This is a genomic window from uncultured Brachyspira sp., from assembly GCF_944388875.1.
In the GTDB taxonomy this organism is placed as follows: Bacteria; Spirochaetota; Brachyspiria; order Brachyspirales; family Brachyspiraceae; genus Brachyspira.
Genome location: NZ_CALXKQ010000001.1, coordinates 124,792 through 151,083, shown reverse-complemented (window position 1 = coordinate 151,083; position 26,292 = coordinate 124,792). Strand labels below are relative to the sequence as shown.

31 protein-coding genes are annotated in these 26,292 nt (G+C 26.4%); 17 read left to right on the top strand and 14 right to left on the bottom strand.

Annotation, left to right across the window (positions count from 1 at the left end):
* Positions 1-26 precede the first annotated feature (26 nt).
* A complete protein-coding gene (locus Q0J69_RS00755) occupies positions 27-887 on the top strand; it encodes a DUF368 domain-containing protein (protein WP_297203364.1) in 861 nt (286 codons plus the stop codon).
* Positions 888-894: 7 nt separating this feature from the next.
* Here the strand turns inward: Q0J69_RS00755 and Q0J69_RS00750 are convergent, their stop codons facing one another.
* The 9 genes from Q0J69_RS00750 to Q0J69_RS00710 all read right to left on the bottom strand — a co-directional run bounded on the left by Q0J69_RS00750 (position 895) and on the right by Q0J69_RS00710 (position 8,700).
* Positions 895-1,515, bottom strand: a complete 621-nt coding sequence (locus tag Q0J69_RS00750; RefSeq protein WP_297203362.1) for a hypothetical protein — start codon at positions 1,513-1,515, stop codon at positions 895-897.
* A 9-nt stretch (positions 1,516-1,524) separates the two neighbouring features.
* On the bottom strand, positions 1,525-2,040 hold the full coding sequence (locus Q0J69_RS00745) for a YfbM family protein (protein ID WP_297203359.1): 516 nt from the start codon (positions 2,038-2,040) through the stop codon (positions 1,525-1,527).
* 174 nt (positions 2,041-2,214) lie between these two features.
* Positions 2,215-3,153: an Rpn family recombination-promoting nuclease/putative transposase gene (locus Q0J69_RS00740; RefSeq protein ID WP_297203357.1), complete on the bottom strand. Its 939-nt coding sequence runs from the start codon at positions 3,151-3,153 to the stop codon at positions 2,215-2,217.
* 522 nt (positions 3,154-3,675) lie between these two features.
* Complete coding sequence (locus Q0J69_RS00735; protein WP_297203355.1) at positions 3,676-4,806, bottom strand: hypothetical protein; 1,131 nt, start codon at positions 4,804-4,806, stop codon at positions 3,676-3,678.
* A 24-nt stretch (positions 4,807-4,830) separates the two neighbouring features.
* Positions 4,831-5,697, bottom strand: coding sequence for an Rpn family recombination-promoting nuclease/putative transposase (locus Q0J69_RS00730; RefSeq protein ID WP_297203352.1), 867 nt, complete (start codon positions 5,695-5,697; stop codon positions 4,831-4,833).
* Positions 5,698-5,774: 77 nt separating this feature from the next.
* A complete protein-coding gene (locus Q0J69_RS00725) occupies positions 5,775-6,038 on the bottom strand; it encodes a hypothetical protein (RefSeq protein WP_297203350.1) in 264 nt (87 codons plus the stop codon).
* 105 nt (positions 6,039-6,143) lie between these two features.
* A complete protein-coding gene (ftsA, locus tag Q0J69_RS00720; RefSeq protein WP_297203348.1) occupies positions 6,144-7,394 on the bottom strand; it encodes a cell division protein FtsA in 1,251 nt (416 codons plus the stop codon).
* Positions 7,395-7,507: 113 nt separating this feature from the next.
* Positions 7,508-8,011, bottom strand: a complete 504-nt coding sequence (locus tag Q0J69_RS00715; protein ID WP_297203908.1) for a hypothetical protein — start codon at positions 8,009-8,011, stop codon at positions 7,508-7,510.
* Between the two features lie 8 nt (positions 8,012-8,019).
* On the bottom strand, positions 8,020-8,700 hold the full coding sequence (locus Q0J69_RS00710) for a hypothetical protein (protein WP_297203346.1): 681 nt from the start codon (positions 8,698-8,700) through the stop codon (positions 8,020-8,022).
* A gap of 245 nt (positions 8,701-8,945) precedes the next feature.
* On the opposite strand from Q0J69_RS00710, the gene Q0J69_RS00705 reads away from it, so the two are divergent.
* The 3 genes from Q0J69_RS00705 to Q0J69_RS00695 are packed head-to-tail and all read left to right on the top strand — an operon-like array spanning position 8,946 to position 11,419.
* A complete protein-coding gene (locus Q0J69_RS00705) occupies positions 8,946-9,626 on the top strand; it encodes an ATP/GTP-binding protein (protein WP_297203344.1) in 681 nt (226 codons plus the stop codon).
* An 8-nt stretch (positions 9,627-9,634) separates the two neighbouring features.
* Positions 9,635-10,399, top strand: a complete 765-nt coding sequence (locus tag Q0J69_RS00700; RefSeq protein WP_297203342.1) for a hypothetical protein — start codon at positions 9,635-9,637, stop codon at positions 10,397-10,399.
* 27 nt (positions 10,400-10,426) lie between these two features.
* On the top strand, positions 10,427-11,419 hold the full coding sequence (locus Q0J69_RS00695; protein ID WP_297203340.1) for a glycosyltransferase family 9 protein: 993 nt from the start codon (positions 10,427-10,429) through the stop codon (positions 11,417-11,419).
* Between the two features lie 7 nt (positions 11,420-11,426).
* On the opposite strand, the gene Q0J69_RS00690 is transcribed toward Q0J69_RS00695, so the two are convergent.
* Positions 11,427-11,954, bottom strand: coding sequence for a metallophosphoesterase (locus Q0J69_RS00690; RefSeq protein WP_297203338.1), 528 nt, complete (start codon positions 11,952-11,954; stop codon positions 11,427-11,429).
* Between the two features lie 5 nt (positions 11,955-11,959).
* Positions 11,960-12,976 (bottom strand): hypothetical protein, encoded by a 1,017-nt coding sequence (locus tag Q0J69_RS00685; RefSeq protein ID WP_297203336.1) that lies wholly within the window; start codon positions 12,974-12,976, stop codon positions 11,960-11,962.
* A 186-nt stretch (positions 12,977-13,162) separates the two neighbouring features.
* Here Q0J69_RS00685 and Q0J69_RS00680 point away from each other — a divergent pair, with 186 nt between their 5' ends.
* The 5 genes from Q0J69_RS00680 to nth all read left to right on the top strand — a co-directional run bounded on the left by Q0J69_RS00680 (position 13,163) and on the right by nth (position 17,516).
* Positions 13,163-14,131 (top strand): flagellar filament outer layer protein FlaA, encoded by a 969-nt coding sequence (locus Q0J69_RS00680; RefSeq protein ID WP_297203334.1) that lies wholly within the window; start codon positions 13,163-13,165, stop codon positions 14,129-14,131.
* Positions 14,132-14,259: 128 nt separating this feature from the next.
* Complete coding sequence (locus Q0J69_RS00675; protein WP_297203332.1) at positions 14,260-14,817, top strand: hydrolase; 558 nt, start codon at positions 14,260-14,262, stop codon at positions 14,815-14,817.
* A gap of 18 nt (positions 14,818-14,835) precedes the next feature.
* Positions 14,836-15,597: a triose-phosphate isomerase gene (gene tpiA / locus Q0J69_RS00670; protein WP_297203330.1), complete on the top strand. Its 762-nt coding sequence runs from the start codon at positions 14,836-14,838 to the stop codon at positions 15,595-15,597.
* A 150-nt stretch (positions 15,598-15,747) separates the two neighbouring features.
* Positions 15,748-16,800 carry a DUF4163 domain-containing protein gene (locus Q0J69_RS00665; RefSeq protein WP_297203327.1) on the top strand — a complete coding sequence of 351 codons (1,053 nt, stop codon included), beginning with the start codon at positions 15,748-15,750 and terminating at the stop codon, positions 16,798-16,800.
* A gap of 17 nt (positions 16,801-16,817) precedes the next feature.
* On the top strand, positions 16,818-17,516 hold the full coding sequence (gene nth / locus Q0J69_RS00660; protein ID WP_297203326.1) for an endonuclease III: 699 nt from the start codon (positions 16,818-16,820) through the stop codon (positions 17,514-17,516).
* A gap of 129 nt (positions 17,517-17,645) precedes the next feature.
* Here nth and Q0J69_RS00655 read toward each other — a convergent pair whose 3' ends face one another.
* Positions 17,646-17,798, bottom strand: a complete 153-nt coding sequence (locus Q0J69_RS00655; protein ID WP_297203324.1) for a hypothetical protein — start codon at positions 17,796-17,798, stop codon at positions 17,646-17,648.
* Between the two features lie 171 nt (positions 17,799-17,969).
* On the opposite strand from Q0J69_RS00655, the gene Q0J69_RS00650 reads away from it, so the two are divergent.
* On the top strand, positions 17,970-18,368 hold the full coding sequence (locus Q0J69_RS00650; protein ID WP_297203322.1) for a rhodanese-like domain-containing protein: 399 nt from the start codon (positions 17,970-17,972) through the stop codon (positions 18,366-18,368).
* 87 nt (positions 18,369-18,455) lie between these two features.
* Here Q0J69_RS00650 and Q0J69_RS00645 read toward each other — a convergent pair whose 3' ends face one another.
* Both Q0J69_RS00645 and Q0J69_RS00640 read right to left on the bottom strand, forming a co-directional pair.
* Positions 18,456-18,818 carry a hypothetical protein gene (locus Q0J69_RS00645; protein ID WP_297203320.1) on the bottom strand — a complete coding sequence of 121 codons (363 nt, stop codon included), beginning with the start codon at positions 18,816-18,818 and terminating at the stop codon, positions 18,456-18,458.
* Between the two features lie 17 nt (positions 18,819-18,835).
* Positions 18,836-19,081 (bottom strand): DUF3467 domain-containing protein, encoded by a 246-nt coding sequence (locus Q0J69_RS00640; RefSeq protein ID WP_297203318.1) that lies wholly within the window; start codon positions 19,079-19,081, stop codon positions 18,836-18,838.
* A gap of 348 nt (positions 19,082-19,429) precedes the next feature.
* Between Q0J69_RS00640 and Q0J69_RS00635 the strand changes: the two genes are divergently transcribed.
* From Q0J69_RS00635 to Q0J69_RS00605, 7 genes are all read left to right on the top strand, one after another.
* Positions 19,430-20,161, top strand: coding sequence for an outer membrane lipoprotein carrier protein LolA (locus tag Q0J69_RS00635; RefSeq protein ID WP_297203316.1), 732 nt, complete (start codon positions 19,430-19,432; stop codon positions 20,159-20,161).
* Positions 20,162-20,183: 22 nt separating this feature from the next.
* Positions 20,184-21,533 carry a helix-turn-helix domain-containing protein gene (locus tag Q0J69_RS00630; RefSeq protein WP_297203314.1) on the top strand — a complete coding sequence of 450 codons (1,350 nt, stop codon included), beginning with the start codon at positions 20,184-20,186 and terminating at the stop codon, positions 21,531-21,533.
* A 26-nt stretch (positions 21,534-21,559) separates the two neighbouring features.
* Positions 21,560-22,882 (top strand): 30S ribosomal protein S12 methylthiotransferase RimO, encoded by a 1,323-nt coding sequence (gene rimO, locus Q0J69_RS00625; RefSeq protein ID WP_297203312.1) that lies wholly within the window; start codon positions 21,560-21,562, stop codon positions 22,880-22,882.
* Between the two features lie 12 nt (positions 22,883-22,894).
* Positions 22,895-23,410, top strand: a complete 516-nt coding sequence (locus Q0J69_RS00620; protein WP_297203310.1) for a hypothetical protein — start codon at positions 22,895-22,897, stop codon at positions 23,408-23,410.
* Between the two features lie 27 nt (positions 23,411-23,437).
* The gene (gene clpX / locus Q0J69_RS00615; RefSeq protein WP_297203308.1) at positions 23,438-25,276 is read left to right on the top strand and encodes an ATP-dependent Clp protease ATP-binding subunit ClpX; all 1,839 of its coding nucleotides are present in this window, start codon (positions 23,438-23,440) and stop codon (positions 25,274-25,276) included.
* A 78-nt stretch (positions 25,277-25,354) separates the two neighbouring features.
* Entirely contained in the window at positions 25,355-25,927 is a 573-nt protein-coding gene (locus Q0J69_RS00610) for an RNA polymerase sigma factor (protein ID WP_297203306.1), read from the top strand.
* Positions 25,924-26,259 (top strand): hypothetical protein, encoded by a 336-nt coding sequence (locus Q0J69_RS00605; RefSeq protein ID WP_297203304.1) that lies wholly within the window; start codon positions 25,924-25,926, stop codon positions 26,257-26,259. Before Q0J69_RS00610 ends, Q0J69_RS00605 begins: the two co-directional genes overlap by 4 nt.
* Positions 26,260-26,292 lie beyond the last annotated feature (33 nt).

The window sequence follows — 26,292 nt, the reverse complement described above, 5'->3', positions numbered from 1 at the left end:
AATAAATAATAGGATTTTGATATTTTATGAATTTTACTTCAATGATGAATTATATATATACTTCTATTAAAGGTTTTATTATAGGAGCTTCAATGCTTGTACCAGGTTTCAGCGGAGGTACTATGGCTATGATACTTGGTATATATGATAAATTGATATCTTCTTTAAGCTCTATTTTAAGTTTTTCAAAGAATGAGAATTATTTTATTAAAAATAAGATTAACTTTTTCTTTTTGATATTTTTTTGTATAGGCTCTGTTTTAGGAATGGTTATAGTTTCAAAGCCTTTATCAAGCATAATAGAAAAATATTATACAGTTTCATCATTCTTTTTTATGGGGGCAGCATTAGGAGGATTTAATACCGTATATAACAAAACAAAATCTTATAAATTTGATTTTTTAAGTATTATATATATTCTCTTAGGAGCTGGCATAGTATATTTAATATCTATAATACCAGAAGGCTTCTTCAGCAGTTCAGGAAATAGAAGCGAAATGTTTATGTACTTTATACTTATAATAGCAGGATTAATTGTTGCTATTGCAATGATACTCCCCGGTATAAGTGTGTCATATATGTTTTTGCTTTTGGGTATATATAAAGAAACTATTGATGCTGTACATAATTTATATTTTCCATATTTAATTCCTTTAGCTGCAGGTTCTGTTTTGGGAGTTGTACTTACTACTAAAATTTTAGAATATTGGATGGAGCATTATGTTAAATCTTCTTATTTAATAATATCTGGTTTTGTATTGGGTTCTATTATACAAGTTTTTCCCGGGCTTCCCAAAGGCATAGAGTGGGCATTATGTCCTATAATGTTTTTAGCAGCTTATTTTCTTATAAGACTTTTGCAAAGATTTGATCCTGATAATAGATGAAATTTATTTATTCATAAATTATTTTTATATTATAAACATTAAAATAATACGGATATCTGCTGAAAAGCTCAACATCAAAAGTTTTATAATTATTATTTTCTTTATAATGTTTGATTTTCTTGCTGCCATTTAAAAAGAAATCTATTTTCAGAAATGAGTTAATATTTTTTTCATTTATACTGTCATAAATATTTTTTGGTATTTTTATTATGAATGATTTACTTTCTTTTACAGCTTTATAATTATTGTATCCGTCTGTTACTTCTATATTAAATAGAGTAGGGTATATATTTATTTTATATGTGTTTAATATACGCCCTAATTTAATTATATTTATTTCTAATATTTCTATACTATATTTTTGATTTTGTTTTTTATTTATTTTTAATTCAATATCTGAATCTTTATCTAATGTTTCTATATATAAATTGTTAGTGTCAAAATTATTATCTTCTAAAAATAAATTATAATTATATTCATCTTTATGAAATCCTATTATATTTGATTTTTCTCTGTATATATCATAGCCTTTATATTTTAAATTGCTTAATTTATAAATATCATCAGGCATGACTGAAAAAACATTTATATAGAGAATAAAAAATAAAAAAATAAAATATTTATTCATTATTAAAAATTACTGGTCAACTGTGAATATTACAGCCCTGTTTGATTCGGAAGCATTTTTCCAAAACTCTATACTTCTGTAAAAATAATCCCAAGTGTATTCAAAATCTTCATCACTTAATGGATACTCATAATTTTTTTCATCTATTTTAAAATATCTTTCTTTGAACTTTTCTTTTGTGATAGTTTCTATTTTTTGAGCTATGTCTTTAACAATATTTGATTTTTTTAATGTTATTATAAAATCTTCTTCATCATCACCGTTTCCGTATAAAACATCTCCTCCCATTATGACAGAGCCGAAAGGATAATTATCATCGCCGAATACTAAAAGCCCATCATTAGAAAGACATCTATGCATGGCGTCCCAAGATTTATCAAGTTCATAAATATATTTTCTATGTTTTTCAAAGTAAATTTCTTCTAAATATTCAGAAGCAAAATCAGGTCTTTCAAGTCTTGAAGTTTTTAATAATTTATTTAAATCCTTATCGCTTAAAGCAAATAATACTCCCAAACATCCCATAATTAGAACTCCGTATAATTAATTTTCTATTGAAAACTCTTCAATAATTATTTTGTAAAATTAAAGTGTTATTTATTAATAATGAATGCTATTTTAATGTAGTTCTTTTATTTCTTTATTTATACATAAAAAATTATTCGTTGAAAATATCTGATAAGTAAGCTTATTAGATGCTCATAATTTTTTTATTTCATCTATACTTAAACCTGTTATTCTGCTTATATTTTCATTACTCATATTCATGTTTTTTAAATTTAGTGCTATGTCTTTGGCTTTGTTTATTTCTCCACGTTCTATACCTTTCTCTATACCCTGCTGAAATCCTATCTCCATACCTTCTTTTTTTCCCGCTTCTCTTTCATACTGGAGCATCGCAGCCTGTCCGTAAAGAAAAGTATCTCTTTCATTATAAGCTGACATTTCCTTTTCATCGGCTACAAATCTTTTATATTTATCTATTACCTTACTCATAATTGTATTTCCTCCTACAAGTTTATTAATATCTTTTTCTAAATCTTTTGTTGTAAAAAAATCAATCCAAGATAAAATCTTATTTTTGAGATAGTCATTAGTACTAGCATTTTTTAATATTTCTTCAAATCTTTTAATCTCTATAAAATGTATCTGAAAATCGTCTAGTCTAAGGCTGGGATTGTTAATATCAGCAAATGTTAAACATTTATGCTCTCTTTTCATATCAGTTTCACTTCCAATATCTAAATTAAAATTTATAAAACTAATACTAATCATCTGGCTTATATTAATGTATAAATCACTTTCTTTTAACTCAGAAGCTATATTTTTAGCTATGTAGTATAATATCCTTTTTATAAAATTATTGTTGCCTACTAATTGTATTTCAACAAGCACTTTCTTACCGTCTTTAGTTTTTGCTTTAACATCAAGGCGTCTGCCCACCTTCGGTGCTATTGATTCTTTTAAATTTTCATTTTCAGGCAGATTATAAGGATTAAGAATTTCAAGGTTTCCAACAGATTCAAAGCCTGCATCATTTAAAACGGCATTAACAATATTTTCTAATATATCCTCATCACCTTCTATACCAATTAGATATCGTACAAATAAATCATTAAGTCTGTTAATCTCTTTCATTATTTAATTATACTAAAAATGATTTAGTTTGTCAAAATAGGCTTGCTTCAAAATCATTTGATAAAATTATTATAATTCAAAAATTATAATAATAATTTTTATATGTTGTGTATTTTTTATCTTAATGTATAAATCATTACACGAATGTTGGATCTCAGATATTAAAAAAATATATAATTATTTTTGATTTAAGCTATATTACAGTAGAAAATTTTATAAAAAATAATTACTATATATTAGACTTGTTTCAAAACTAATTTTATTTATTAATTGTGGCGAAGCACATGGTCTGTACTTCAGTCCTTTTACGACTGAAGGAAGTACTGTCAAGTATTGGTATAAGGAGAAGCCCGCCTTTGGCAGGCGAGAAGCAAAAGGACTGCATTGTTTATTAAAATTTAAGGTATTAAACTGTAGTATGTGCGTTTTTTGCAGCTTTTTTGTGCGGCAAAAAAGCTGATAATATTTCTATAAAGTTTAATATTGATGGAACGTATTTGTTTAAAATATATAATTCAAAAATTAATTAAGTAAATCTTTCAATATGTTATTAATATCGAATTTAGGTATATATACATCATTAAAATCTTCCATATCAACATCCATTACATATACCAGAGTAGATATTTTTCTATACCTATTCATAATATTATTAAAATCGCTGTTAATTTGTTCTATAGTTTTATTATAACTATTTATAAATTTCGTTGCATCATTTTCTTTTTCTATATTATACTCAGCAGATAAAATAAAGAAATTAGCAGCTTTTATCTTTTCTTCAGCTTCTTTTTTATCAGCATCTTTTATATTTTCATTCTTTTTAAAAGAGTTTTCAAATTCCAATACTCCTTTTTTAGCATTATCAATATATTTAATAAACAGTTTTTTTACTATATCATTGTCCAAAATATTTTTATCTGTATCGTTAGAAGATGGTGTCTCCTCTTTATAATCATTAATAGTTTCAGTATTTATCTCGTTATTCGTTTTGTTGTCATCTGATTCTGGAATTTCATTATTTTCATCATCTAATGTAAAAACTTCATCGCATTTATAATCATTAATATTAGTACTGTAATATAACTTGTTTTCAATATATACAGCTAATGAAACTAAAAGAATTTTTATGCCTTCATCAATATAAGTAAAATATCCATCATTATTATTTCTATAGCTATAACGAAAGAATTCCGAATTATAATGAGTACGACCATATTTAGACTTACATTCTTTATCTTTTATAATTGGTATATTATTAATTTTTAAGAAATTTTTTAAAGATAGTTTAAGCAAATTAAAATGTTTTTCATTAATCTTAACAAATTCTTCAGTAAACTGAATTATACTTTTATATTTATTAGAGTTTTGTGAATATGATTTTTCTTTATCAAATCCGTATTTATCATAATAAATACCACCATTAAATTTTTTTCTAATAGAAGATTCATAAATTTCATTTATATTTCTAGTAGAAATTACTACATTATAAATATTAGAACAGCAAGCAATTGGATGGGGACAATATATATCTATATTTAAATATCCAGATGTATTATTATTGTAAATTTGATTATTATATAAATATGAAATTATATTTATAATACTTTCTTCTTGTCCATATATTGATATTTTAAAATCTTCGTATTTATACATAAATAACTCCCAAGTATTTTTTTATTATAATTTTTTTATTTCATCTATACTTAAACCTGTTATTCTGCTTATATCTTCATTACTCATCATATTCATATTTTTTAAATTTAGTGCTATGTCTTTTGCTTTATTTATTTCGCCTTGTTTTATACCCTTTATACGCTCTTCATTAAGCATTAGAACATTAAAATAATCTCTTTCATAATTACTATAGCCGTTATATAAATCATTACTATTAACAAATTTGTTATACTCTTCATAAACCTCTTTCATTATGGGATTTTTCTTAACTAATATTTCCATAGTATCCTCCAATTTATCTTTTGAATTTAAAAATGTAAACCAATCTGATAATCCATCATATAAATTGTTATTATTATTAAATTTTCTAAGTTCTAAAAAATGAATCTCTAAATGGTTGGTCAATATATGATTAGTTTCTGACTCTTTAATGAAATAACAGCTATGCGGCTTTTCTATACCTTTTATCAAATTAAAATCCAAAATATTAATACTTATTACGGGTGTTAAATCTGAATATATATCTTTAGATTTTAAATTTGTAAAGTAGGTTTTAGCCCAATAATATAAACTCCTATATATAAATGACTGATTGCCTATTCTTTGTATTTCTATAATAATAGTTTCGCCTGATTTGGTTTTTGCTTTAACATCAGCTATACTTTCTTTATCAAGAACATTTTCTTTTAGATTAAAAGTATTGAGTACTTCTATATCTTCAAAAGTTTCTTGATTAGAGTCTATTCTCACAGAATTTATGAGATCTTTTAATATATTTTCATGCCCTTTTTTAGCAAACATGTAACGCATAAAATAATCATTCAAAGGATTAAAATGTTTTATTTTTGCAGTATTTAATTTTTTACCCATATACATATTATACTAATAAAGAATGTATTTGTCAAAATTTACAGTTATAGTTAATTTTTTATTTTAGTATGAAATTTTTATAAAAAATAATTAGCGGCAAATATTATTATAGCTAGAATAATACTGTATATTAAAGACATTTTTATTTTTATAGATTTAAGAAAATATAATATTAAGAATAGAGCAAAAATTAAAGATGCAATAAAATAATATCTTTTAATACCTTCATTTGTGATAATTAAAGTAATTGAAGCAACTAAATTGCTAATCATAATTATCCTTGCTAATATAAGCTGTATAGTTATAGCAAGTATATCGTCATTATCTGGTTCTTGATTCATATTTTGAAAACCCATTTATTATATAATAAAAATTAAATGTTTCTTTAATTATTAATTTATAAAAAAGCAATGGCTTATTAATTCCATTGCTTTATAATATTTATATTATTTAAAGAATTCAGAGAAAGGATTTTTAAAATTGAATTTAAATTTACCCTTTTCAGATGTCTTTTTATGAGAAGGTATATTTACCTGCGTAGCTTCATCCAAACTCATCATAAGTATGCCAACAACAGCAGAATAAGCAGGATTATTTGCTATATCTCTTATGCCTTCTATTTTATCAGGAACCCCTATTCTTGCAGTAATTGGAGCAGCCCCTTTAACAGCAGTCTGATAAGCCTTAGCAAGCTCTACAAGTCCAGGAAGCAAAGCCCCACCTCCTGTAAATACCATGCCAGCAGAAAGAGAATCAATATATTTCATTTTGCTTAATTCCTTACCGCATAAACTGAAAATTTCTTCTACTCTAGGCTGTATTATTTCAGTTAATACTCTTTTAGGCAAAGTTTTCATTTGTCCGCTTGCAGTTGGAACTTCAATTATTTCTTTTTCTCCAACCATATCTATAAAAGCAAATCCATGATCTCTTTTTAATTTCTCTGCAGAAGGTATAGTTATTCTAAGTCCTTCAGCTATATCATTAGTTATATGCTGGCTTCCTACAGGTATAACAGCAGTATGCCATACAGAGCCTTCTAAATATACCATCATAGAAGTAGTAGAATGTCCTATATCAAATACAACAACGCCAAGTTCCTTTTCATCTTCAGTAAGACATGCTTCAGCACTTCCCCGTATATTAACTATAAAATCTCTTCCAGAAAAACGCATTTTATTTAAAGTTTTTCTTAAATGCTCGCTTACATGTTTAAGTCCAGTTATAATATGTACTTTAGTTTCTAGTCTTGTTCCAGACATTCCTACTGGATTTTTTATTTCATCCTGTCCGTCTAAAGAATATTCCTGTTCTATAGCTTCTATAATTTCTCTGTCAGCAGGTATTAATATGTTTTTTGCACTTTCCAATACTCTATCAACTTCAGCAGAAGTAACTTCTTTATCTTTTGTATTAACTCCAATTACGCCTTTACTGTTCATTCCTTTTATATGATCTCCGCCTATTGCAGCAATTATATCAGGAGCCTGCAATCCAGCCATGTGTTCAGCTTCATTTATAGATTTTTCTATAGCATTGGCAGCGGCATCAATATTAATAATAACACCTTTTTTTATGCCTTCGCTTTCACTTTCTCCTATTCCTATAACATCTAATTTATCATCATTAACACGGGCAATGATAGTTTTTACTGATGCACTTCCTGCATCTAATCCAGCGATAATTGGCTCTTTCAAGATAAACTCCTAAATAATAATGATATTATTATGTTAATATTCTCGGAAAAAAATAAAGTATTATTAATATTATTTATTTTTCATTATTGGCATTGTAAAACTTGATTATTATATTACAAAACAACCCATTTATTATCTTCGTAAGACATTACAAAAGTTTGTCTTGCCTTTGATGTAGTATCTTCTACTCTGTCATATACTGAAGAATCAACGTCTATATATGCTTTTTTTCCATCCAATTTTATATCATAAACTTTGTCTATTTTAGTTTCAAATTCAAAGTCAAGTGAAGGATCGCTTTGAACATATTCTTCTGCATTCTTTATATTTCTAGTTTTCCTGAGAATTTCTTTATAATTCGTAGAATAGAATTTTTCATAAGCAATACGCACACCTTCTGCATCATAAGGCAAAGCATAGAATTCTTTTAAAGATGATAAAGCTAATTTTTTTAAATTATCTTCATTATAGTCTTTAATTTCAATATTTTCTTTGTCATCTTCTATGTCGTCTTTTAAAATTATTTCTACTCTTTTCGTATTTTTTTCTTTGTCATTACCGCTGCATGATATAAATGATAAAATTAATAATGATATTAATAATGTATATTTGAACAACATTATAATTATAGTCCTTCTAGTATTGATTTTCTAGTATTTTGAGGCGGAGCTTCTTCTTTTTCTCTTATTCTGGTATCTGAAGTTGTTGTTACATCATTCATATTTATATATTTAACAACACTTGGTCTTTCTAATATTATTCTTATGTCCCCATTCTGCCAAGCTACAGTATTGGCATCTAAGAAGGCCCCTTTTGTATATTTAGCATTTAAAGCTGATAATAGCTCCAAAAAATCAACCTGATTAGGCTGGAAATTTATTGTTATTGAATATAGGGAATCGTTTTTAAATATAAAATATCCGCTTTTATAAAATTTATTTTCTTCTAAAGCAAGGAATGTAGCACTTTCTTCAGTAGATAAATCTACGGTTCCAGTCATATATTGTTTAGGCAAAGTCATTGTATTGTCGCTTAATATAGCATTTATTGTATCTTCTCTTGTGGCACCTAAAGTTATATTTTTAAAACCTGTTATAGGTGTAGTTATTACAGCAGGTTTTCTTCCCATTATAGCATCATTAGTTATATATTCATTATTATTTTGATTATTTTCTGCTGCTGGAGCTGTTGTATTATTATTGTTATTGTTGTTATTATTTGGAGGAATATATGCATCATTAGTTGCATATTGAGGAAATAAACAGCAGGCATATAAAAGCATCAAAATAAATATATATTTTTTCATTTTTTATTCCTAAAATAATTATTCTATTTTTTAGTTTTTTAAATACAATCTTATTATATAATATCGACTATATTTTTATTTTCAAGTATAAAAAAATATTTTTTGTGTTATTTGATATATTAAATTTGACATTATAAAAAATAATATTTATAATTCTAAAATTAATTTAAGTAAAAAAATTGAAAAAAGTGTAAAATATATTATATTTATTTAATATATAGTGTGAAATTTAGGATAGTTTTTTTATGGATTATAATAGAGTAACAATTATATGCGGACATTATGGGGCAGGTAAAACTTCTTTTTCTATTAATTATAGTCTTTATATTAGAAGTCTTGCCAAAGAACCTATTTATATAGCAGATTTAGATGTTGTTAATCCATATTTTAGATCAAGGGAGCATGCTAAATATTTAGAGAGCAGTAATATAAAAGTTATAGGAAGCTATTTGCCTCAGTCTGGTTCTGATTTGCCTGCAGTATCTGCTGAGGTGTATTCAATATTTAATAGAAAGGATATTATTGGAATAATAGATATGGGAGGAAATTCTGCAGGAAGTTTATCATTTGCCACTTTTAGAGAGAAAGTTGATATTAGTGAAACAGATGTGTTATTTGTGTTAAATGCTAATAGAGAAGAAAATTCTACAGTTGATTATGCTTTAGGACATTTAATATCTATAGAGGCTGCTATTGGATTAAAAGTAACTGGTATAGTTAATAATACTCATTTAATGTATGATACTTCTATAGATGATATAAATAGAGGCGAATATATAGCTTCTGAAATTTCAAGAGAGAAAAATATTCCTGTTAAATTTACTTGTGTAAGCAGGGATTTTTATAATAAAAATAATGGAGTGAATAGTAAATATAGGCTGTTTATAATGGATTATGATATAAAAAGTATAGGAAATGTTATATAGTTTTATTTATGGATTATAATGATGTTAAATTATATGAGATAGCCTCTATGCTGTCGCCTAGTGTATATGAAACTATATTTTATAGTCAGTATCAGGGACGCTCAGATAAAGATGCTATTATATTAGATGATGAAACATTTGAAAGATGCTACGTATCAGATAATGTATATAAAAATTTCTTATTTTCTAATTCTTTAAGACTCGGCAGAAGCATTGATTATATAGGACTTAGTCAGATGCATAGTTCTATAATAAAAGAGGTAAGCATATCAAATAATCAGGTTAAAATTAAATTATTGGATATGGCTTTGAGTAGTTTAGCCAATACGTTAGTTAAAATGAAATCTATGGATGTAAAATTACCTGCTTTTTATATTAATATAATATTTAATAATGTAAATTATTATTCAAATAATTATATAGATGAAAATGAAAAATTAATACCCACTGATGAAAGTATAATTAATTCTGTATATATTCAGGATCAATTAACTTTTGTTAACGAGAAATATATAGAAATGGTTATATCAACTCAAAGCAGCCAAAATAAATTATTAAGATATATGATATTTAATTGCGGCAGTGTAGATGTTATGGACGATGCTAAAGATTCATGGAAAAACACCTTTAGAAATGACTTTTCTATGCTTTATGAATATTTTATTAATGTTAGAAAGTCCAATAATTTAATGATAGAAGGAAGTGCTTGCGAAAATATAATAAATGGTTATGAAAAATTTATGAATGATTTTATAGATTTAGATGACTTATAATTATTATATTTTTATATGATTTGACTTATGAATAATATACGAAATTTGCTTATACATTCTCCTAATTGGCTTGGAGATATTGTTATGTCTATCCCTGCTATTTATTTAATAAGAGAAAAATATTCTGATATAAAAATAACTGTTATGAGTAAAAAATCCATGTTTGGCATATTTACTGTAAGCGGTTTAATAGATGAATGTTTGGAATTAAAAAGATTTCCTCATTTAAGAAAATATCATTTTGATGCTGCTTTGCTTTTTCCAAATTCATTTGAGAGTGCATTTAGAGTTTTTGGGCATGGAATAAAAAAGAGAGTAGGATACAAGTCGGATGGAAGAAATTTTATGTTAACTGATGCCGTTGATAGAAAAAATGTAAGATGGATAAATACATCAGATTATTATGTTAATTTACTTAAAGCTATAGGTATAGATAAAAAAAGACCTCCTATAAAATTAAATATAAGAGATGAAATATTAAATAAAGCCAAAGAATACATGAAAGAGATAAATCCTGATAATAAAATTGTATTTGCTTATGGAATAGGTGCTACCAATAGTATCGGCAAGATTTGGAAAGAGGAATATTTTGCAGAAACTGCAAATTACTTATCAAATAAATACGATGCTTTAACATTATTTATAACTACGCCTAATGAGAAAGAGATTTCTGATAAAATATCTGCTATGCTTTATAATGATCCTGTAATACCGTATATGCCTCTTGATATGATAGCAGCTATTTTGAGTTTATGCGATGGATTTATCGGAAATGATTCAGGAGCTATGCATGTTGCCTCAATAGTCGGCATTCCTACTTTAGCATTATATTTTGCAACTCCTGCCTATCAAAATTATCCTATAGGTATTAATAGCCATGTAATAGAAAAAAAGCCGAATAATCCAGCCTGTATATGCGGCGGTAAAAAATGTGAAATTAATACATTTGAGTGCAGAGAAGTTATAAAGCCTGAAGAAGTTATAAATAAATTTGAAAATATTATTAATTCAAAAAAATAATATGATTTTATATTAACTTTAGTTCTTTTAATATTTTTTCTAGTGAAACAGGATAGAAATTATGTATATTACTTGATACATTAAATGCTTTTTTATTATAAAAAACATTTCTATGTATATGTCCATGTATATGAATAGTGCCTTTATACATACCTTCCCACTCATATATTGGATAATGGAACAAAACTATATTTATTCTTTTATCATTTTTATCTTTCATATTTAGTGAAAGAAAATGATAATCTTTTATAAAAATAAATAAATCTCTATTAAAATTTTTATCTTTTAAGAAATTATCATTATTTCCAGCTATTAAATATTTTTTGCCATTAAGTTTAGATATTACATTTTCTGTTTTTAAATATCCTTTTTCATTTGAGAAATCTCCCAATATATAAATTTCATCTTCATTTGAAACTATATTATTCCAATTATTAATTAATTTTTCATGCATTTCTTCTAAGTTTTTAAAACATTTTTTTTTATTTACTATGCTGTATGAATTAAAATGAGTATCTGAAGTAAAATAAATCATAGCTATCACCTAATATGAAATATACTTTTCTTTTGTTTTCCTTTTGTAATAATATTTTTTATCCAAGAACTGTTATCATTCATAGATATCCATCTTCTTTCTTCTGCTCTATAATACCAATCTTTATCTTCCTGATAGTATATCTGTATTCCAGTACCTTCATGAATATTTAATATTTCATTATCATGGTAATTAAGCTCATCATAGTCTGTGCATGATTTCTGTCCCATTTCTGAATAATATTCATTTAATGACATTAAAGAATCATTTAGTTTATTATCCATATCTTTTACATTTAGCCCTAATTTTTTAGCCTCTTTAATAGTTATAGGGTAGCTATGTGATGGATATTCTGAATTAAGAGAATTTGATATGCTGTCTATTAATTTTTGATCCTTCATGTGATATGACAGAATATCTTTACATAGTTTAACAGATAAACTTGATGCTCTGTCAACTGCTCCCAAAACTAAAGGATGTATGTATTTGTATATATGTTCATAAGGGTTATTATCATTTTCTCCAGCCTGTTCTCTCCATAACTTTATTACTCTTGACAGCTCATCCTGACTTACATAAACCATAGTATTATTTTTATTTACAGGCGAGAGTTCATGCTGTAATGAAGTATCTACAGCTGTAATATATGCTAAAGGTCCCATTTGTATTTCATCAGCACCTAAACATAGCATTGTAGCGGCACTTGCAGCTTCTAAAGGAAGCAATGCTATAACATTTTTAAATGACTGTCTTAAAAGATGTACTATTCTCAAAGAAGCCTGTCCGCTTCCGCCAGAACTTTTTATAAAGAAATATATTTTATCACATTTATTTATATATTTAAGTATATCTGAAAGTACAATAACATCATTTTGGCATACGCTTCCTCCATTAGAGTTCCAATAAGCGAGCAGCGGAGCATCTAATTGCTTAGTAATTTTACTTATAAGCTCCTGAGTTTTTGAAAATAAAATAGGCGGTTTTATAGTTTTTGTTTTATTTGGAGTTTTTTTTGAAGCCATAATTCATACCTTTTTATATCATTTAATTTACATAATTACATTTTTGATATAGATTATACATTAATAATAGATAATATCAAATAATGAATTATTTTTTTACTCAAATTTGCTTGACAAATTAGAGAATTTAGTGTATAAAAGTTATATTATTATGCTTATTAATTAGTACAAGGAGTGCAATAAATTATGAAAAAGTTATTCGTAGTATTAACTTCCATTTTTATCGCTGCATCTGCTTACGGTTTAACAAACTCAACTTTGATTGATTTTGCTTTAACAGGTAATGCTGATAACTTACAAGCTGGAGAAGGTGATACAAATGAATTAGTTCCAGTTGCAGAAAATCTTTATAATGATAACTGGGTTGTATGGTTGAATGAATCTGCTAGATTAACAGAAAACCGCAGAAATTCTTACGTTACTAACGTAGACAGCAAAGGTAACAACGGTGCTTGGGAAGCTGGTAAAGTTCTTGGTATAAGAGTACATTTCCCATTACCAGGTTGGAACAGCTATGCTTTAGTAAAACCAGTATACGAACTTGAAATGTATGGCGGTGCTGATGGTACTAAATATACAGAAGGCAAAGGTGTTATACATAATGTTGGTGAAATTAAATCTATCAGTTCATGGGTTTATGGTCGTAACTATTTAATTAGCTACTTTGTAAACTTACAAAATGAATTTGGTGAATTAAAATCTTATCCAATGGGTCATATATACTTTAATGGTTGGAGACAAGTAAGATGGGAAAATAGAGAATATTTACCTGACGTTCGCGACAGAATCTTAGTAAGAGAACCTCTTTATCCTAGAATGATCCCTTCTATTAAATTAGATTCTTTAGGCTTCTACAGAACTAAAGATACTAAAGGCGGAGATTTCATCACTTATGTTAAAGATGTAACAGTTGAGTACGATGTAGTAGTTGTTGACTTAGAAGAAGATATCGATGATGAAGCTACTTGGCAGTTATTAAAAACAGAAAACGATAGAAAACAAGCTATCGAAGCTGCTAGAATACGTGAACAAGCTGAATTAAGAGATCTTGAACAAAGACGTATAGGTGATGGTACTGCTACTCAAGAAGGTGGTGCTGCTACTACTGATACTGCTGCTGCTGATACAGGTGCTGCTCAAGAACAAGCTCAGTAATAATTTGTTTTAGTATAAAAAATTGATTTAGAATTTCAAGGGGAAACAAAATTTATTGTTTCCCCTTTTTTATTTGTAGATTTTTTTTTAATTATTGTTATAATTTATAAAAAACTTAAGGAGTTATTATGAAAGTAATGAATAAGCCTATATTAGATAAAGAGGATTCTTTGTATATATGTATAGATTTGCAGGGTAAATTAATGCCTACTATACATGGTGTAGACGAACTAATAAAAAATACAAATATTTTATTAAAAACAGCTGATATATATAATATACCTGTTTTGATAACAGAGCAATATCCTAAGGGACTTGGAGGAACTGATGAAAGGATAGAGCTTCCTAAGAATTATAAATTATTTGCAAAAGATTATTTCAGTGTTTTTGGCACAGAAGACTTTGTTAAAGAATTTAATTCTCTTGATAAGAAGAATATTATTTTATTTGGTATAGAAACTCATGTATGCGTTTATTATAGTGTACTTCATTTAATTGAAAATGGATATAATGTATGCGTTGTTGCTGATGCTGTATCTTCAAGAAAAGAAGAAAATAAGAAAATAGCATTAGAACAAATGAGAAAAATTGGAGCAAATATTATTAATACTGAAATGGTGCTTTTCTGGCATATAGAGGGTTCTAAAACTGAAAATTTCAAAGAATTGAGTAAATTAATAAAATAAAAAATTAAGGAGATTAATATGGCTAGAAGAAAGCTTATAGCTGGTAACTGGAAAATGAATAATTCTAATAAAGAGGCGTTGGAATTAGTTAATCAATTAAAAGATTTAGTTAAAGATGTAAAAGACAGAGATATAATGATAGCCCCTACTTTTACTTGTTTGAGCGATGTTCATAATGCTATTAAAGGAACTAATATAAAATTGGGTGCTCAGAATTTGTATTTTGAGGAGAAAGGTGCTTTTACTGGACAAATTTCTGCTGATATGCTTTTAGCTGTAGGTTGTGAGTATGTTATTATAGGGCACTCTGAATGCAGAGATATTTTTGGAGAGAAAGATGAACTTATTAATAAGAAGGTAAAAAGAGCTTTAGATAAAAATCTTATACCTGTTTTATGTGTGGGTGAACATTTGGAAGAGAGAGAAAAAGGAGTAACTTCTGATATAGTAAGCGGTCAGACTAAAGCAGCATTTAAAGGATTAAGTGAGGCTGAGGCTAAAAAGGTAGTTATAGCTTATGAACCTGTTTGGGCTATAGGTACTGGAAAAACTGCTACTCCTCAGGATGCTGACGATGTGCATAAAACTATCAGAGAAACTTTAAAATCTCTTTATAATGATTCTGTTTCTGATGGAATGATTATACTTTACGGCGGAAGCGTTAATGAAAAAAATGCTGATGATTTACTTAATATGCCTAATATTGATGGTGCTTTGGTAGGAGGTGCTTCATTGGTTGCAGATAAGTTTGCTAGAATAGTTAATTATATTGCTAAATAATTTATTAACTTTATATATTTTATGAGTATACCATTTTATAGTGGTATACTCATTTTTATTTATAATAGTGTTTTATGTAAGAAAAATATATCTTGTTTTATTTTTTTTAAAATATATAATAATAAAAAATTAATGAAGGGAAATTATATATTGAATAGATTATTTATAAAAATTATATTAATATTCATCTTCTTTACTGGGATTTTATTTAGTCAGACACCTGAGATATTGAAGCGTAATTTCTTTTTTTGCGAGGGCAGTATAGGAGAGATAAAAGTATATGTTTATATATATTTAGATGATAAAAATATAACGGGTAAATATTATTATGATACTATAAAGCAATTTATTAACTTAGAAGGCACAGTATCTGGTAATACTTTTAATATAAAAGAAACTGTAAACAACCGCATAACAGGATATTTCAGCGGGACTATATCTGATAATTCTGTATTTTCTGGAGAATGGTCATCGTATGACGGAAATAATAAATATGATTTTAATTTTTCAAAAAAGTCTTCTTATCCTATAAATAGTATAGACATTATAACTTCTGCCTTAAAAGCTGATGAAGAAGGAAACAGATATTTTGAATCTGTTAAAGATGCTATTATTATAAAAAATGATAAAAATTCAAATCCAATAGACAAAATATCTTTAGATGTAGATGGTATAAAATCATTAAATGAGAATAGAATACATTTTCTTCTTAATAGTGCTATTATGGATGAGTATGGAAGCTGGAAAGAAGAATTAAATGATAATATGGATTTTTATATTAAAAGAGAAATAGAAGTTTCTTTTTTGGATGATAAGATAATATCTTTTTCTATATATAATTATTCTTATACAGGCGGTATGCATGGAATATATAATTCTATACCATCTATATATTTAATTTCTACTGGTGAGAGGGTAGGCAGGAATATATCTGAATTGATAGAAAATAAGAATGACAGAGATTTAATTAATTTGATGAGAAGCAAGCTGCTTAGGAATTTTAATGAGAAGGATTTTTTTGATTTTTATTCTATAGAACTAAGCGACACTTTTGATATAACACCTACTGGTATTAAATTTATATGGCCTGTTTATAAAATAGCAGGATATGCTCAGGGTATTATTGAGGCTGATTTTACATATTTAGAATTAAAACCTTTTATAAAAAAGGATTCTGTATTTTGGTATCTATTTGAAAAATAATATTTTTAGGATTTTTTATGAATGATAATGATATACACCCTATAATGAAAGAACTTACTAAAGTTACAAAAGAAATGCCTATGCCTGTAGTTACTGAAATAAAGATACTTACTAATAGGGATGCTTATAAAATTTTAATATCCACAATGCTTTCTCTAAGAACTAAAGACCCTACTACTAGAGATGCATCTATGAGATTATTTGAAAAGGCTGGAAATCCTAAAGATATGCTTAAGTTATCTGAGGAAGAAATATCTAAATTAATATATCCTGTTGGTTTTTACAAAGTAAAAGCAAAAAATATATTGGAAGTTTCTCAAATGATAATTGATGATTTTAATGGAAATGTTCCTGATGAGATTGATGAACTTTTGAAACTTAAAGGTGTTGGAAGAAAAGTAGCCAATTTAGTTGTTACAGAAGCATTTGATAAGGATGGAATATGTGTTGATACGCATGTTCATAGAATATCAAACAGATTCGGATATGTTCATACTAAAACACCTGAAGAAACAGAGTTTGCTTTAAGAGATAAACTTCCTAAAGAATATTGGAGAGTTTATAATGATACTTTAGTTGTATATGGTCAGAATTTATGCAAGCCGATATCTCCATTATGTAATAAATGCACCGTATCACAGTACTGCGACTATTTTAAAAATGAGTATAAAGAAAATAAAAAATCTAAAAAAAGCAGTAATAAATCTAAGGATTAACAATTTATTTTTTTATTAAATATATTGTTTTCTGATATTATAAGTTTTAAATAAAATTAAATATAGATAAAGCTTAAATAATAAAATAGTGAATATAAATATTTTTAATCATGCCGTATTTTTATATATTTATTTAGATGAATCCTTTACTATGTTTTTTATGTATTCATCATCTTCTATAATATTGATATTATTCCTATTTTCTATTTTTCCGCTGTCCTTATCCGAACATGATAATAACATCATTATTATAATTAATAAACAAAATATATTCTTAAACATATATATTTACCTTTATATATTTCCTTTTTATATATATTATTATCGCTTTATTATATAAAACATAATAGTATAAAAAATATAAAATTAATAATTTTATTATTAAAATTATTTGACAAAATATAGAAATATAATATTATTAATTAACATAATATATTTAAGGAATATTTATATATGAAAAAGTGTTTATTGTATTTTAGTATTATTATGATATTTTTATTAATGGTGCTTTCATGCTCTAAAAAGGCTTATAATAATATTAATCTTAAAAAAGCATTGGATATTATGACTAAGTCTACAAATTTAGTTTTATTGGATGTAAGGACAGCAGAAGAATATATGTCTGGAAGTTTACCTAATTCTATTAATATTGATGTTATGGATACAGATTTTAAAACAAAAATAAATATCTTGGATAAGAATAAGGAGTATATAGTTTATTGCAGAAGCGGCAACAGGTCTTTAATAGCATCAAGTATAATGGCTACAAATGGTTTTTTACATGTATATAATTTAGCTAATGTAAATTATTCAGATTTTGTCAATGCCGTATTAACTAATGAACAATATTAATCTTATATATTTTATATAATAGAAAAAGTTTATTTATAAAAGCAAGTGGGTTTTTGAATTCCCTCTTGCTTTTTTAATTTTTTATTGCTATGCTGTAAGTTCTTTTATAGCATTGTATATATCATCCGATATGTATATTTTTTTATGAGCTTCGCATGATTTTATAGACCATTTTGTATATTCATTTAATCCAGTTAGTATAATTTTTCCTTTTCTAAACTCCAGCACATTTTGAACTTCAAGCATTAGGTATATTGCATTTGAGATGATGTATCTTATATTCTTGAAATATATTATTATGTTTTTTATATCATTTTCTAATAATTTATTTAGTATATTATATAAACTATTGTACATTGTTATATTAATATCTTTGTATATAACAAGTATTGCATCTTTATTTGAATTGAGTTTATATTCTTTTATATATTTATAATCTTTATTATTCATAAATTTTAACCCCCATTTTATAACAGATGTCCTTCATTCTTGAATTTATCTAGTTTTTCTTTTAATGTATCATATAATCTAAGAAAACTAGGTAAAGATAGATATACAGCAGCCTCTACATCTACAACATTTTCTTTACGCATTTCATTGCCTAACAGAAGTACTATTTCTTCATCATTTTGTATTACAGCACTTCTATTACTGTATAAAGTTTTTGATTTTGATAGATCATAGTATGTATTGTTTATTTTTTTCATTTTCATTTAATTTCTCCTTAAAATATCATAATTACATGCTTATAATTAATAATAATTTTTGCATTTAAAATATAACTTATATTTTAAATTTTTCATTAATATGAAACAATATATAGTTCCTATAATGCTTCAATAGTATATATAAAGTATAAAAAAATGAGTTTTATACTCGTTTTCTTAAAAAAATGAGTATGAGTTTTTATTTTTTTATTTTTAATGTATAATTATCAAATAAAAAATAAAATACTTGTTTTTTATAATTTTTTATTATATTATATAAAATTAGTAGAAAATTATTTTAATATTATTATCTTATTTTTTGTATTTTATACTAGGGAAGAGAAATTAACTATTATGAAGAAAATTGTATTATTTATAAGTTTTATATTTTTATCATCACAAGCATACAGCCAAATAATGACTCCTGAAAAAGTTGTCAGCATGATATCCAATAGATTTTCAAATATTAAAGGTTTTTATGCTAATTTTGTTGAGCGTAACGGAAGCAGTATATCATACGGTAATGTTTTAACTAAAAATCCTAATCTATTTAGAATGTCTTATACTAGAGGGGGAAATGGTCAGTCAATATACTGCAATGGCGAAACATTATGGATAATATTTCCAAGAAATAATGTAGTGGCAGAGCAGAAACTAAGCTATGGGGATGTAGGAGCTATTTATACAGCTGCAGGAATATCAAGATTAACGAGCAAATTTAATATAGATTTTTATAATGAAAGAGATTTAACATCTGTTAATAGTTTTAAAGATTCTGATTTGGGTATTGCAAAATATGACAGTTCGTCTTATGCAGGCAATGATTCTAGAAAAGCTTATCACATGCTTTTAACATCAAAGCAAGCCAGTGTTGATAGAACAGGTTTTACAAAGATACATTTATGGGTAGATAAAGATGGTATGATTATAAGAATTTTGGGCATATCAACAACTAATGTTCCTGTAGAGTATTTATTTACAGATATAATATATAATCCAAAATATGAAGACGGAAATAAAGATTTTGAACCTGAAATACCAGAAGAAATGCAGGTATTAAAAGACGGTTTATCACCTGCTAATTAATATATATTTATTAAGGATTTATATGGAAACTATAGGTCAAATATTAAAGAATGCCAGAGAGAAAAAGGGACTGAGCATAGAAGAACTTGAAGCTAGTACTCATATAGTTGCTAGATTTATAAAAGCATTAGAAAATGAAGAATTTGATGTGCTTCCGGGTGAAATATATGTAAAAGGTTTTATTAAAAATTTAAGCGATAAACTTTCATTAGATGCTGAGATGGTTTTGGAGAGGTATAATCTTCAAAAGAATGGGGCAAATTCAGAGCAAAATTTACTTAAGAATCAAAAAAATCAAAAAAAAGTAAAAGAACCTGTAGTTTCTAATAAAGAAGAAATAAAAGAAAATACTGCAAATAAAGAAGCTGCTGTTGATAAGGATAATATTAAAAATATTTCCAATGAAAAAGCAGTAAAAAATAATGAAGAAAAAACTATAAAAGAAACTAACAAAAAAAATAGAAATATTAATTTAAATAATAATGCTGAAACAGATTTATTATTCATGGCTAAAAGAGATTTGAATAAATTAAGGAGAAATAATAATAGATCTATAATGCCTAATATCATTGTTGTTTTGGCTGTTATTGTTGTTATAGCCGTTATAGTTGTAAACAGGAATAATATATTAGGTTTATTTTCAAGAAATAAAAGACAAAATAGAAATGATGTTGAAATAGCAAGGAATATAGTTGATAGCAAGGCTAAACAGAATGTAAAAGTAGGGGATATTATATATTTCAAGCCACTTGGAATATCTGCTACTATTAAATTCAATACTATAGGAAATGTTCTTCATATTAATATTAATGGTCAGGATTTATCTTTTTCAAAAAGCAGTCCTATAATATTAGATTTAAATGGAAACGGAATAAATGATTTTAGAATCAGTGTAATTGAAGTTTATGATGATTTAGCTACAGTTGAAATGGAAAAATTAGAAGAAAATCAAATGGTTAATACGGGATACAGTAATGAAATTCAAACACCAGATATAAATAATGAATTATATAATACTAATACAATTTCTACAAATCTTCTTGTGATTAATGGAGAAACATATATAGAACAGGATACAGAAAAGGTTGATATTAGAATAGAGATAACAGCTAAGCATTTTGTATATGTTAGATATTTTATAGATTCAAACAGACCTGCTACTACAAACCTTTTAAGCGGTAAAACTTTATATTTAGAGGCTAAAGATGTTGTCATGCTTACTATTGGTAATGCTGGAGAGGTTGTTGTAAAAGTTAATGGAAAAACTATTAATGTAGGAGCTTCTGGAGAAACAGTTAATAAGACTGTTAAATGGGTTAAGAATTTGAATGATTCTACTAGATATAATTTGATTATGTCTGATACTAAATAATAAGTTAAAAATTTAAGGATAATTGATTGCAAAATATATATTTACATAGTTTAGGATGCGAGAAGAATACAGTTGATGGAGAACATATATTAGCCATATTAGAGAAAAAAGGTTTTAATATAACTAATAACCCTGAAGACGCTGATATTATAGTTATAAATACATGTGCTTTTATAGAAGATTCAAAAAAAGAATCTATTGATGCTATATTTGATCATTCAATATATAAAAAATATGGAAAATGTAAAAGGCTTATAGTATCAGGGTGTATGAGCGAAAGGTATAAAGATAATTTTCTTGATATGTTCAAAGAAGTTGATTCTGCTATTGGGATACATGATTTAGAGAAGATATTAACAGCTGTAGAAAAAGACGGCTTCCATGATGCAGAAGAGAATACTGAATATAGAGAATATACGCATAGAGTTAATACTGGTTCTAAATATAGTGTTTATATAAGAATAAGCGACGGATGTCATGCTAACTGCAGTTTCTGTGCCATACCTAGTATTAGAGGAACTCATAGAAGCAGGAAGATAGAGGATATAGTAAAAGAAGCTGAGTATTACGCTAAAAACGGAGCTAAAGAAATCAATTTAATAGCTCAGGAAACAACTTTCTACGGATATGATATATATGAAAAGTTAGCTTTGCCTGATTTACTTAAAGCTCTTTCAAAAATTGAAGGCATAAAATGGATAAGGGTTTTATATCAAAATCCAGTAGTTTTAAATGATGAAATAATAGAAGCATTTTTTAATATAGATAAAGTTCTTCCTTATTTTGATATACCTTTGCAGCATGTTGATAAAGAAATATTAAAAGATATGAATAGAGGTACAAGAGGATATAAATTTTATAGGGAAATGATTAATAAAATTAGAAGCTATGATGAAAATGCGGTTATAAGAACATCTTTAATAGTAGGTTTTCCGGGAGAAACAAAGGAATCTTTTAATAAATTAATAAAATTTGTAAGAAATGCCAAATTAGATAGGGTAGGAGTATTTACATATTCAGAAGAAGAAAATACAAAAGCATTGAATATAGACAAACCAAGAATGAGTAAAAGAAAAAAAATGCTTCTTAGAGAAAAACTTATGAGAGCTGCTATAGAAGTATCCGAAAAAAGATTAGAGAGGCTTATAGGCAGTACTATAGATGTACTAATAGAAAAGAAAGAAGATAATAAATTTATAGGAAGAAGTATTTATGATGCTCCTGAAGTTGATGGTTATGTAGAAGTTTATAATGAAAATAATTATGATGTAAATATAGGAGATATAGTTAAAGTTAACATAACCCATAATACTGAATATGATTTAATTGGTAATTTAGTTATGCTTTAGAGGTAATATTTTATGGAAGATAATATAGAAAAATATATAAGAGAATATATATTGAAAATGATATATACGGCAAAATCAGAAATAGCCTATTTTGTAAGTTCTGAAATTGAGAATTTAAATAAAGATTCTCAAATTTCTGCTTCAGAAACTATTAATGGTGCAATAGATTATTTTAATAAATTAGCAAATTTTATTAAACTTTGTGAAGATACAAATTTATATATAGATGTTTTAAATAAAGAATTAAATTCTATAATTTCCATTAATAATAAAAATCATGTATATAGAGATTTTATATCAAAATTTAATTATAAAGATATGAAATCTCATATAGTTAATATGGAAAAAGAAAATGTCGTAAAAATATATAAGAATGTTTCTAAATTTATATCAGATGGTATTCATTTTTATAAAATTAATAATTTTAAAGAAGCTAGTTCTTGTTTTAATGAGGCTTTGAAAATTGATCCTTCTAATAAGGAAGCTAAAAACTGGAAAGATAAAATTATGAGAATAGCAGGTGTTTAATGTTTTGTATTTAAGGAGTATCTAAATATGAAAAAAAAGTCTAGTAAAAATATTAATAATAGTGATGATAAAGTTAATAGTAAAGAGGAGAATAGAGAAGAAGCATTCAGAGCTTATTTTGAAATAGTTACTAAAATTGTTTATACACTTAATTTGATTTCAGATAGAAATGATATGACTAGGAGATTGTCGAATAATATTGACAGGGCTTTGGGTTATGATGATGAGATAGTTACTAATAATGAAAAGACTGCTAATAGTGCTAATGAAGTTGAATTGCTTATTAATTCTTTAAGAAGCGATGTTAGAAAAATATCTAATTTCAAAAAATATAATTTTAATATAGAGAGATTTATATTTGAAAGAGAATTAAATTTAGATGAAAGATTTATATTATATTCTCTTTTAACATACACTATTTACGGCGATTCAATGTCTGCCATATCTATTAGAAGAATATTAGAACTTATTACTTTAAACTCTGATATTTATATAAACAAATACCACTATTTTGACCCTAAAAGTAAATTAATGTCAAGCGGTATATTTGCATTATCGCATGAACCATACCCAAGCGGCGGCATATTAGAAATATCAAATACGCTGATAACATTTGTTAATTCTAAAGTTATATTTGCTTTTTTAGAAAAGGATGATTACAGCGTTATAGAGAATGTTATAAATAGCGAAGAGATTGTAAGGAAATATTCATCGGATAATACTTCCAGCGGTAAAAGGAAATCATCAGCATCTGATGTTTTAACTCCTAAAGAGATAGTAGCAGAACTTGATAAAACAGTTATAGGACAGGATGATGCTAAAAAAGTATTGGCTGTTCATGCCTATTTGCATTGTTTAAGAATAAATGGAAATAAAGAGATTCCTTTTAGGTCTAATATATTAATGATAGGTCCTACAGGAGTAGGTAAAACTTATTTGGTTAAAACTTTGGCGGATATTTTGGGGCTGCCTTTTGCACGTGCTGATGTTACAACGCTTACAGAAACTGGTTATGTAGGCGATGATGTAGAGGTTGTTTTGTATAATTTATACAGAAAAGCTAATGGAGATTTGGAAAAAGCTCAGCATGGTATAGTTTTTTTGGATGAGGTTGATAAGATAGCTAAGGCAGATGCTCATCAGTCTACTACAGGTAATCCATCAGATAAGGCTGTTCAGGAGGCATTACTTTCTATGATGAATGGTGAGGATATAAGGGTTCCTGAATTTGGGGACAGACGTATGATGCATTCCAGCGATGGAATAATTATGAATACTAAAAATATACTTTTTATATTCGGAGGTGCATTTGTAGGTCTTGATGATATTATTAAAATGCGTTTAAAGGGGGAGAGCAGTTTAGGTTTCGGCTCTAATGCTGTAATTAATAAACTTCAGAAAAATAGGATATTAAGTCAGGTTGATGTAAAAGATATAGAAAAATACGGTATGATACCTGAATTTATAGGCAGAATACCGATAATTGTAACATTAAATGAACTTACTAAAGATAATTTAAGAGATATCTTGACAAAAACTACAGAATCTCCTATTATTAAATATACTAGCTTTTTTAAAAGTATAGGAAAGAAGTTGACAATTACTGCAGATGCTGTAAACTATATAGTTGATAAGGCCTCTAGTATGAATATGGGGGCTAGATCATTAAAAAGTATAGTTGAAACTGCAATGGTTAATATACTTTTTAATTTGGACGGGATAAAAGGCAATACTTTAACACTTACTAAATATGATTTAGAGAAAGTGTTTAGTGAAAAGGAGGCAGTAAATTCAGGCAATGAGGAGAAAAAGTTAGATAATTCTAATAAAAATTTCTCCAAAGATGAGCAAAGCTACATGGCTTGATTTTACTTAAAATACATTACATTTGTTATAATTAATGTATGTATATTATTTAAGAAGAGATAAATTGGAGTTTGTGGAATGATAGTAACTAAAGATAAAGAATTATTAAAAGATTATGAACTTATAGAGGCACATAAAAAAGGCGACAGCGAAGCATTGGATATATTACTTACAAGATATAAAAATTATATATTTAATCTTTCATACCGCTTTATGCATAATTATGAAGATGCTATGGATTTAACTCAGGACGTTTTAATACGTGTTTATAAAGCCATAGACAGATATGAAGAAAGAAATTATTTCAAAGGTTGGTTATACCGTATAATAAGTAATACAGCTATCAATATGTATTCTAAGGCGTATAGGAGAGAATCACCTTATTTAGAAAAATTAGAGGTAGTTGATGATAAAAGGTATAATACAGAGAAAGAATATGAAAGAATCTATCTTCAAGAGAAAATTTATAATGCTTCTAAAAGGTTAAAGGGAAAACAGAGAGATGTCTTTATATTGAGGTATTATGAGAATTACTCATATAAAGAAATAGCAGATATATTAAACATATCAAGCGATTCAGCTAAGAGCAATTATTCTTATGCCCTTAAAAAAATGAAGTCGCTATTAGAAAAAGAAAGGACTCTTTTATGAAACTACATGAGATGATGCAATTTAAAAGCAAAATTGAAAGAAAAAGAGATAATTTCAATTTGCCTAATTTGCCGGATAGAGAATGGCAGTATATGCTTCAAAGGGCGAAGATGGAAAGCATGAGGAAAAGCGATATAAATCCATTATATGCCTTTATGTGTTCTGCTAGGCTTTCTTTTGCTTTATCTACGGCAATAGTTTTAGCATTAGTAATTTCATTATTGTATAGTAATCCTAATAATAGTGAATCTAATAATACTAGAACTAATACTGCATCAACTAGTAGGAGTAATGTAGATATTGTTAATGTTGCTAACAGTAATTTTATTTGATTAAGATTTTAATCTATTTTGTTTTATGGTATA

Bases quoted from the DNA above. Each gene is read 5' to 3' on its own strand.
- tpiA (WP_297203330.1), top strand. From the start codon at position 14,836: ATGGCTAGAAGAAAGCTTATAGCTGGTAACTGGAAAATGAATAATTCT.
- Q0J69_RS00605 (WP_297203304.1), top strand. From the start codon at position 25,924: ATGAAACTACATGAGATGATGCAATTTAAAAGCAAAATTGAAAGAAAA.
- Q0J69_RS00700 (WP_297203342.1), top strand. From the start codon at position 9,635: ATGGATTATAATGATGTTAAATTATATGAGATAGCCTCTATGCTGTCG.
- Q0J69_RS00610 (WP_297203306.1), top strand. From the start codon at position 25,355: ATGATAGTAACTAAAGATAAAGAATTATTAAAAGATTATGAACTTATA.
- Q0J69_RS00620 (WP_297203310.1), top strand. From the start codon at position 22,895: ATGGAAGATAATATAGAAAAATATATAAGAGAATATATATTGAAAATG.
- Q0J69_RS00655 (WP_297203324.1), bottom strand. From the start codon at position 17,798: ATGTTTAAGAATATATTTTGTTTATTAATTATAATAATGATGTTATTA.
- Q0J69_RS00690 (WP_297203338.1), bottom strand. From the start codon at position 11,954: ATGATTTATTTTACTTCAGATACTCATTTTAATTCATACAGCATAGTA.
- Q0J69_RS00750 (WP_297203362.1), bottom strand. From the start codon at position 1,515: ATGAATAAATATTTTATTTTTTTATTTTTTATTCTCTATATAAATGTT.
- Q0J69_RS00640 (WP_297203318.1), bottom strand. From the start codon at position 19,081: ATGAAAATGAAAAAAATAAACAATACATACTATGATCTATCAAAATCA.
- Q0J69_RS00755 (WP_297203364.1), top strand. From the start codon at position 27: ATGAATTTTACTTCAATGATGAATTATATATATACTTCTATTAAAGGT.
- Q0J69_RS00695 (WP_297203340.1), top strand. From the start codon at position 10,427: ATGAATAATATACGAAATTTGCTTATACATTCTCCTAATTGGCTTGGA.
- Q0J69_RS00735 (WP_297203355.1), bottom strand. From the start codon at position 4,806: ATGTATAAATACGAAGATTTTAAAATATCAATATATGGACAAGAAGAA.
- Q0J69_RS00730 (WP_297203352.1), bottom strand. From the start codon at position 5,697: ATGGGTAAAAAATTAAATACTGCAAAAATAAAACATTTTAATCCTTTG.
- nth (WP_297203326.1), top strand. From the start codon at position 16,818: ATGAATGATAATGATATACACCCTATAATGAAAGAACTTACTAAAGTT.
- Q0J69_RS00705 (WP_297203344.1), top strand. From the start codon at position 8,946: ATGGATTATAATAGAGTAACAATTATATGCGGACATTATGGGGCAGGT.
- Q0J69_RS00675 (WP_297203332.1), top strand. From the start codon at position 14,260: ATGAAAGTAATGAATAAGCCTATATTAGATAAAGAGGATTCTTTGTAT.
- Q0J69_RS00725 (WP_297203350.1), bottom strand. From the start codon at position 6,038: ATGAATCAAGAACCAGATAATGACGATATACTTGCTATAACTATACAG.
- Q0J69_RS00680 (WP_297203334.1), top strand. From the start codon at position 13,163: ATGAAAAAGTTATTCGTAGTATTAACTTCCATTTTTATCGCTGCATCT.
- Q0J69_RS00635 (WP_297203316.1), top strand. From the start codon at position 19,430: ATGAAGAAAATTGTATTATTTATAAGTTTTATATTTTTATCATCACAA.
- Q0J69_RS00745 (WP_297203359.1), bottom strand. From the start codon at position 2,040: ATGGGATGTTTGGGAGTATTATTTGCTTTAAGCGATAAGGATTTAAAT.
- Q0J69_RS00645 (WP_297203320.1), bottom strand. From the start codon at position 18,818: ATGAATAATAAAGATTATAAATATATAAAAGAATATAAACTCAATTCA.
- Q0J69_RS00710 (WP_297203346.1), bottom strand. From the start codon at position 8,700: ATGAAAAAATATATATTTATTTTGATGCTTTTATATGCCTGCTGTTTA.
- Q0J69_RS00685 (WP_297203336.1), bottom strand. From the start codon at position 12,976: ATGGCTTCAAAAAAAACTCCAAATAAAACAAAAACTATAAAACCGCCT.
- clpX (WP_297203308.1), top strand. From the start codon at position 23,438: ATGAAAAAAAAGTCTAGTAAAAATATTAATAATAGTGATGATAAAGTT.
- Q0J69_RS00650 (WP_297203322.1), top strand. From the start codon at position 17,970: ATGAAAAAGTGTTTATTGTATTTTAGTATTATTATGATATTTTTATTA.
- Q0J69_RS00740 (WP_297203357.1), bottom strand. From the start codon at position 3,153: ATGAAAGAGATTAACAGACTTAATGATTTATTTGTACGATATCTAATT.
- Q0J69_RS00630 (WP_297203314.1), top strand. From the start codon at position 20,184: ATGGAAACTATAGGTCAAATATTAAAGAATGCCAGAGAGAAAAAGGGA.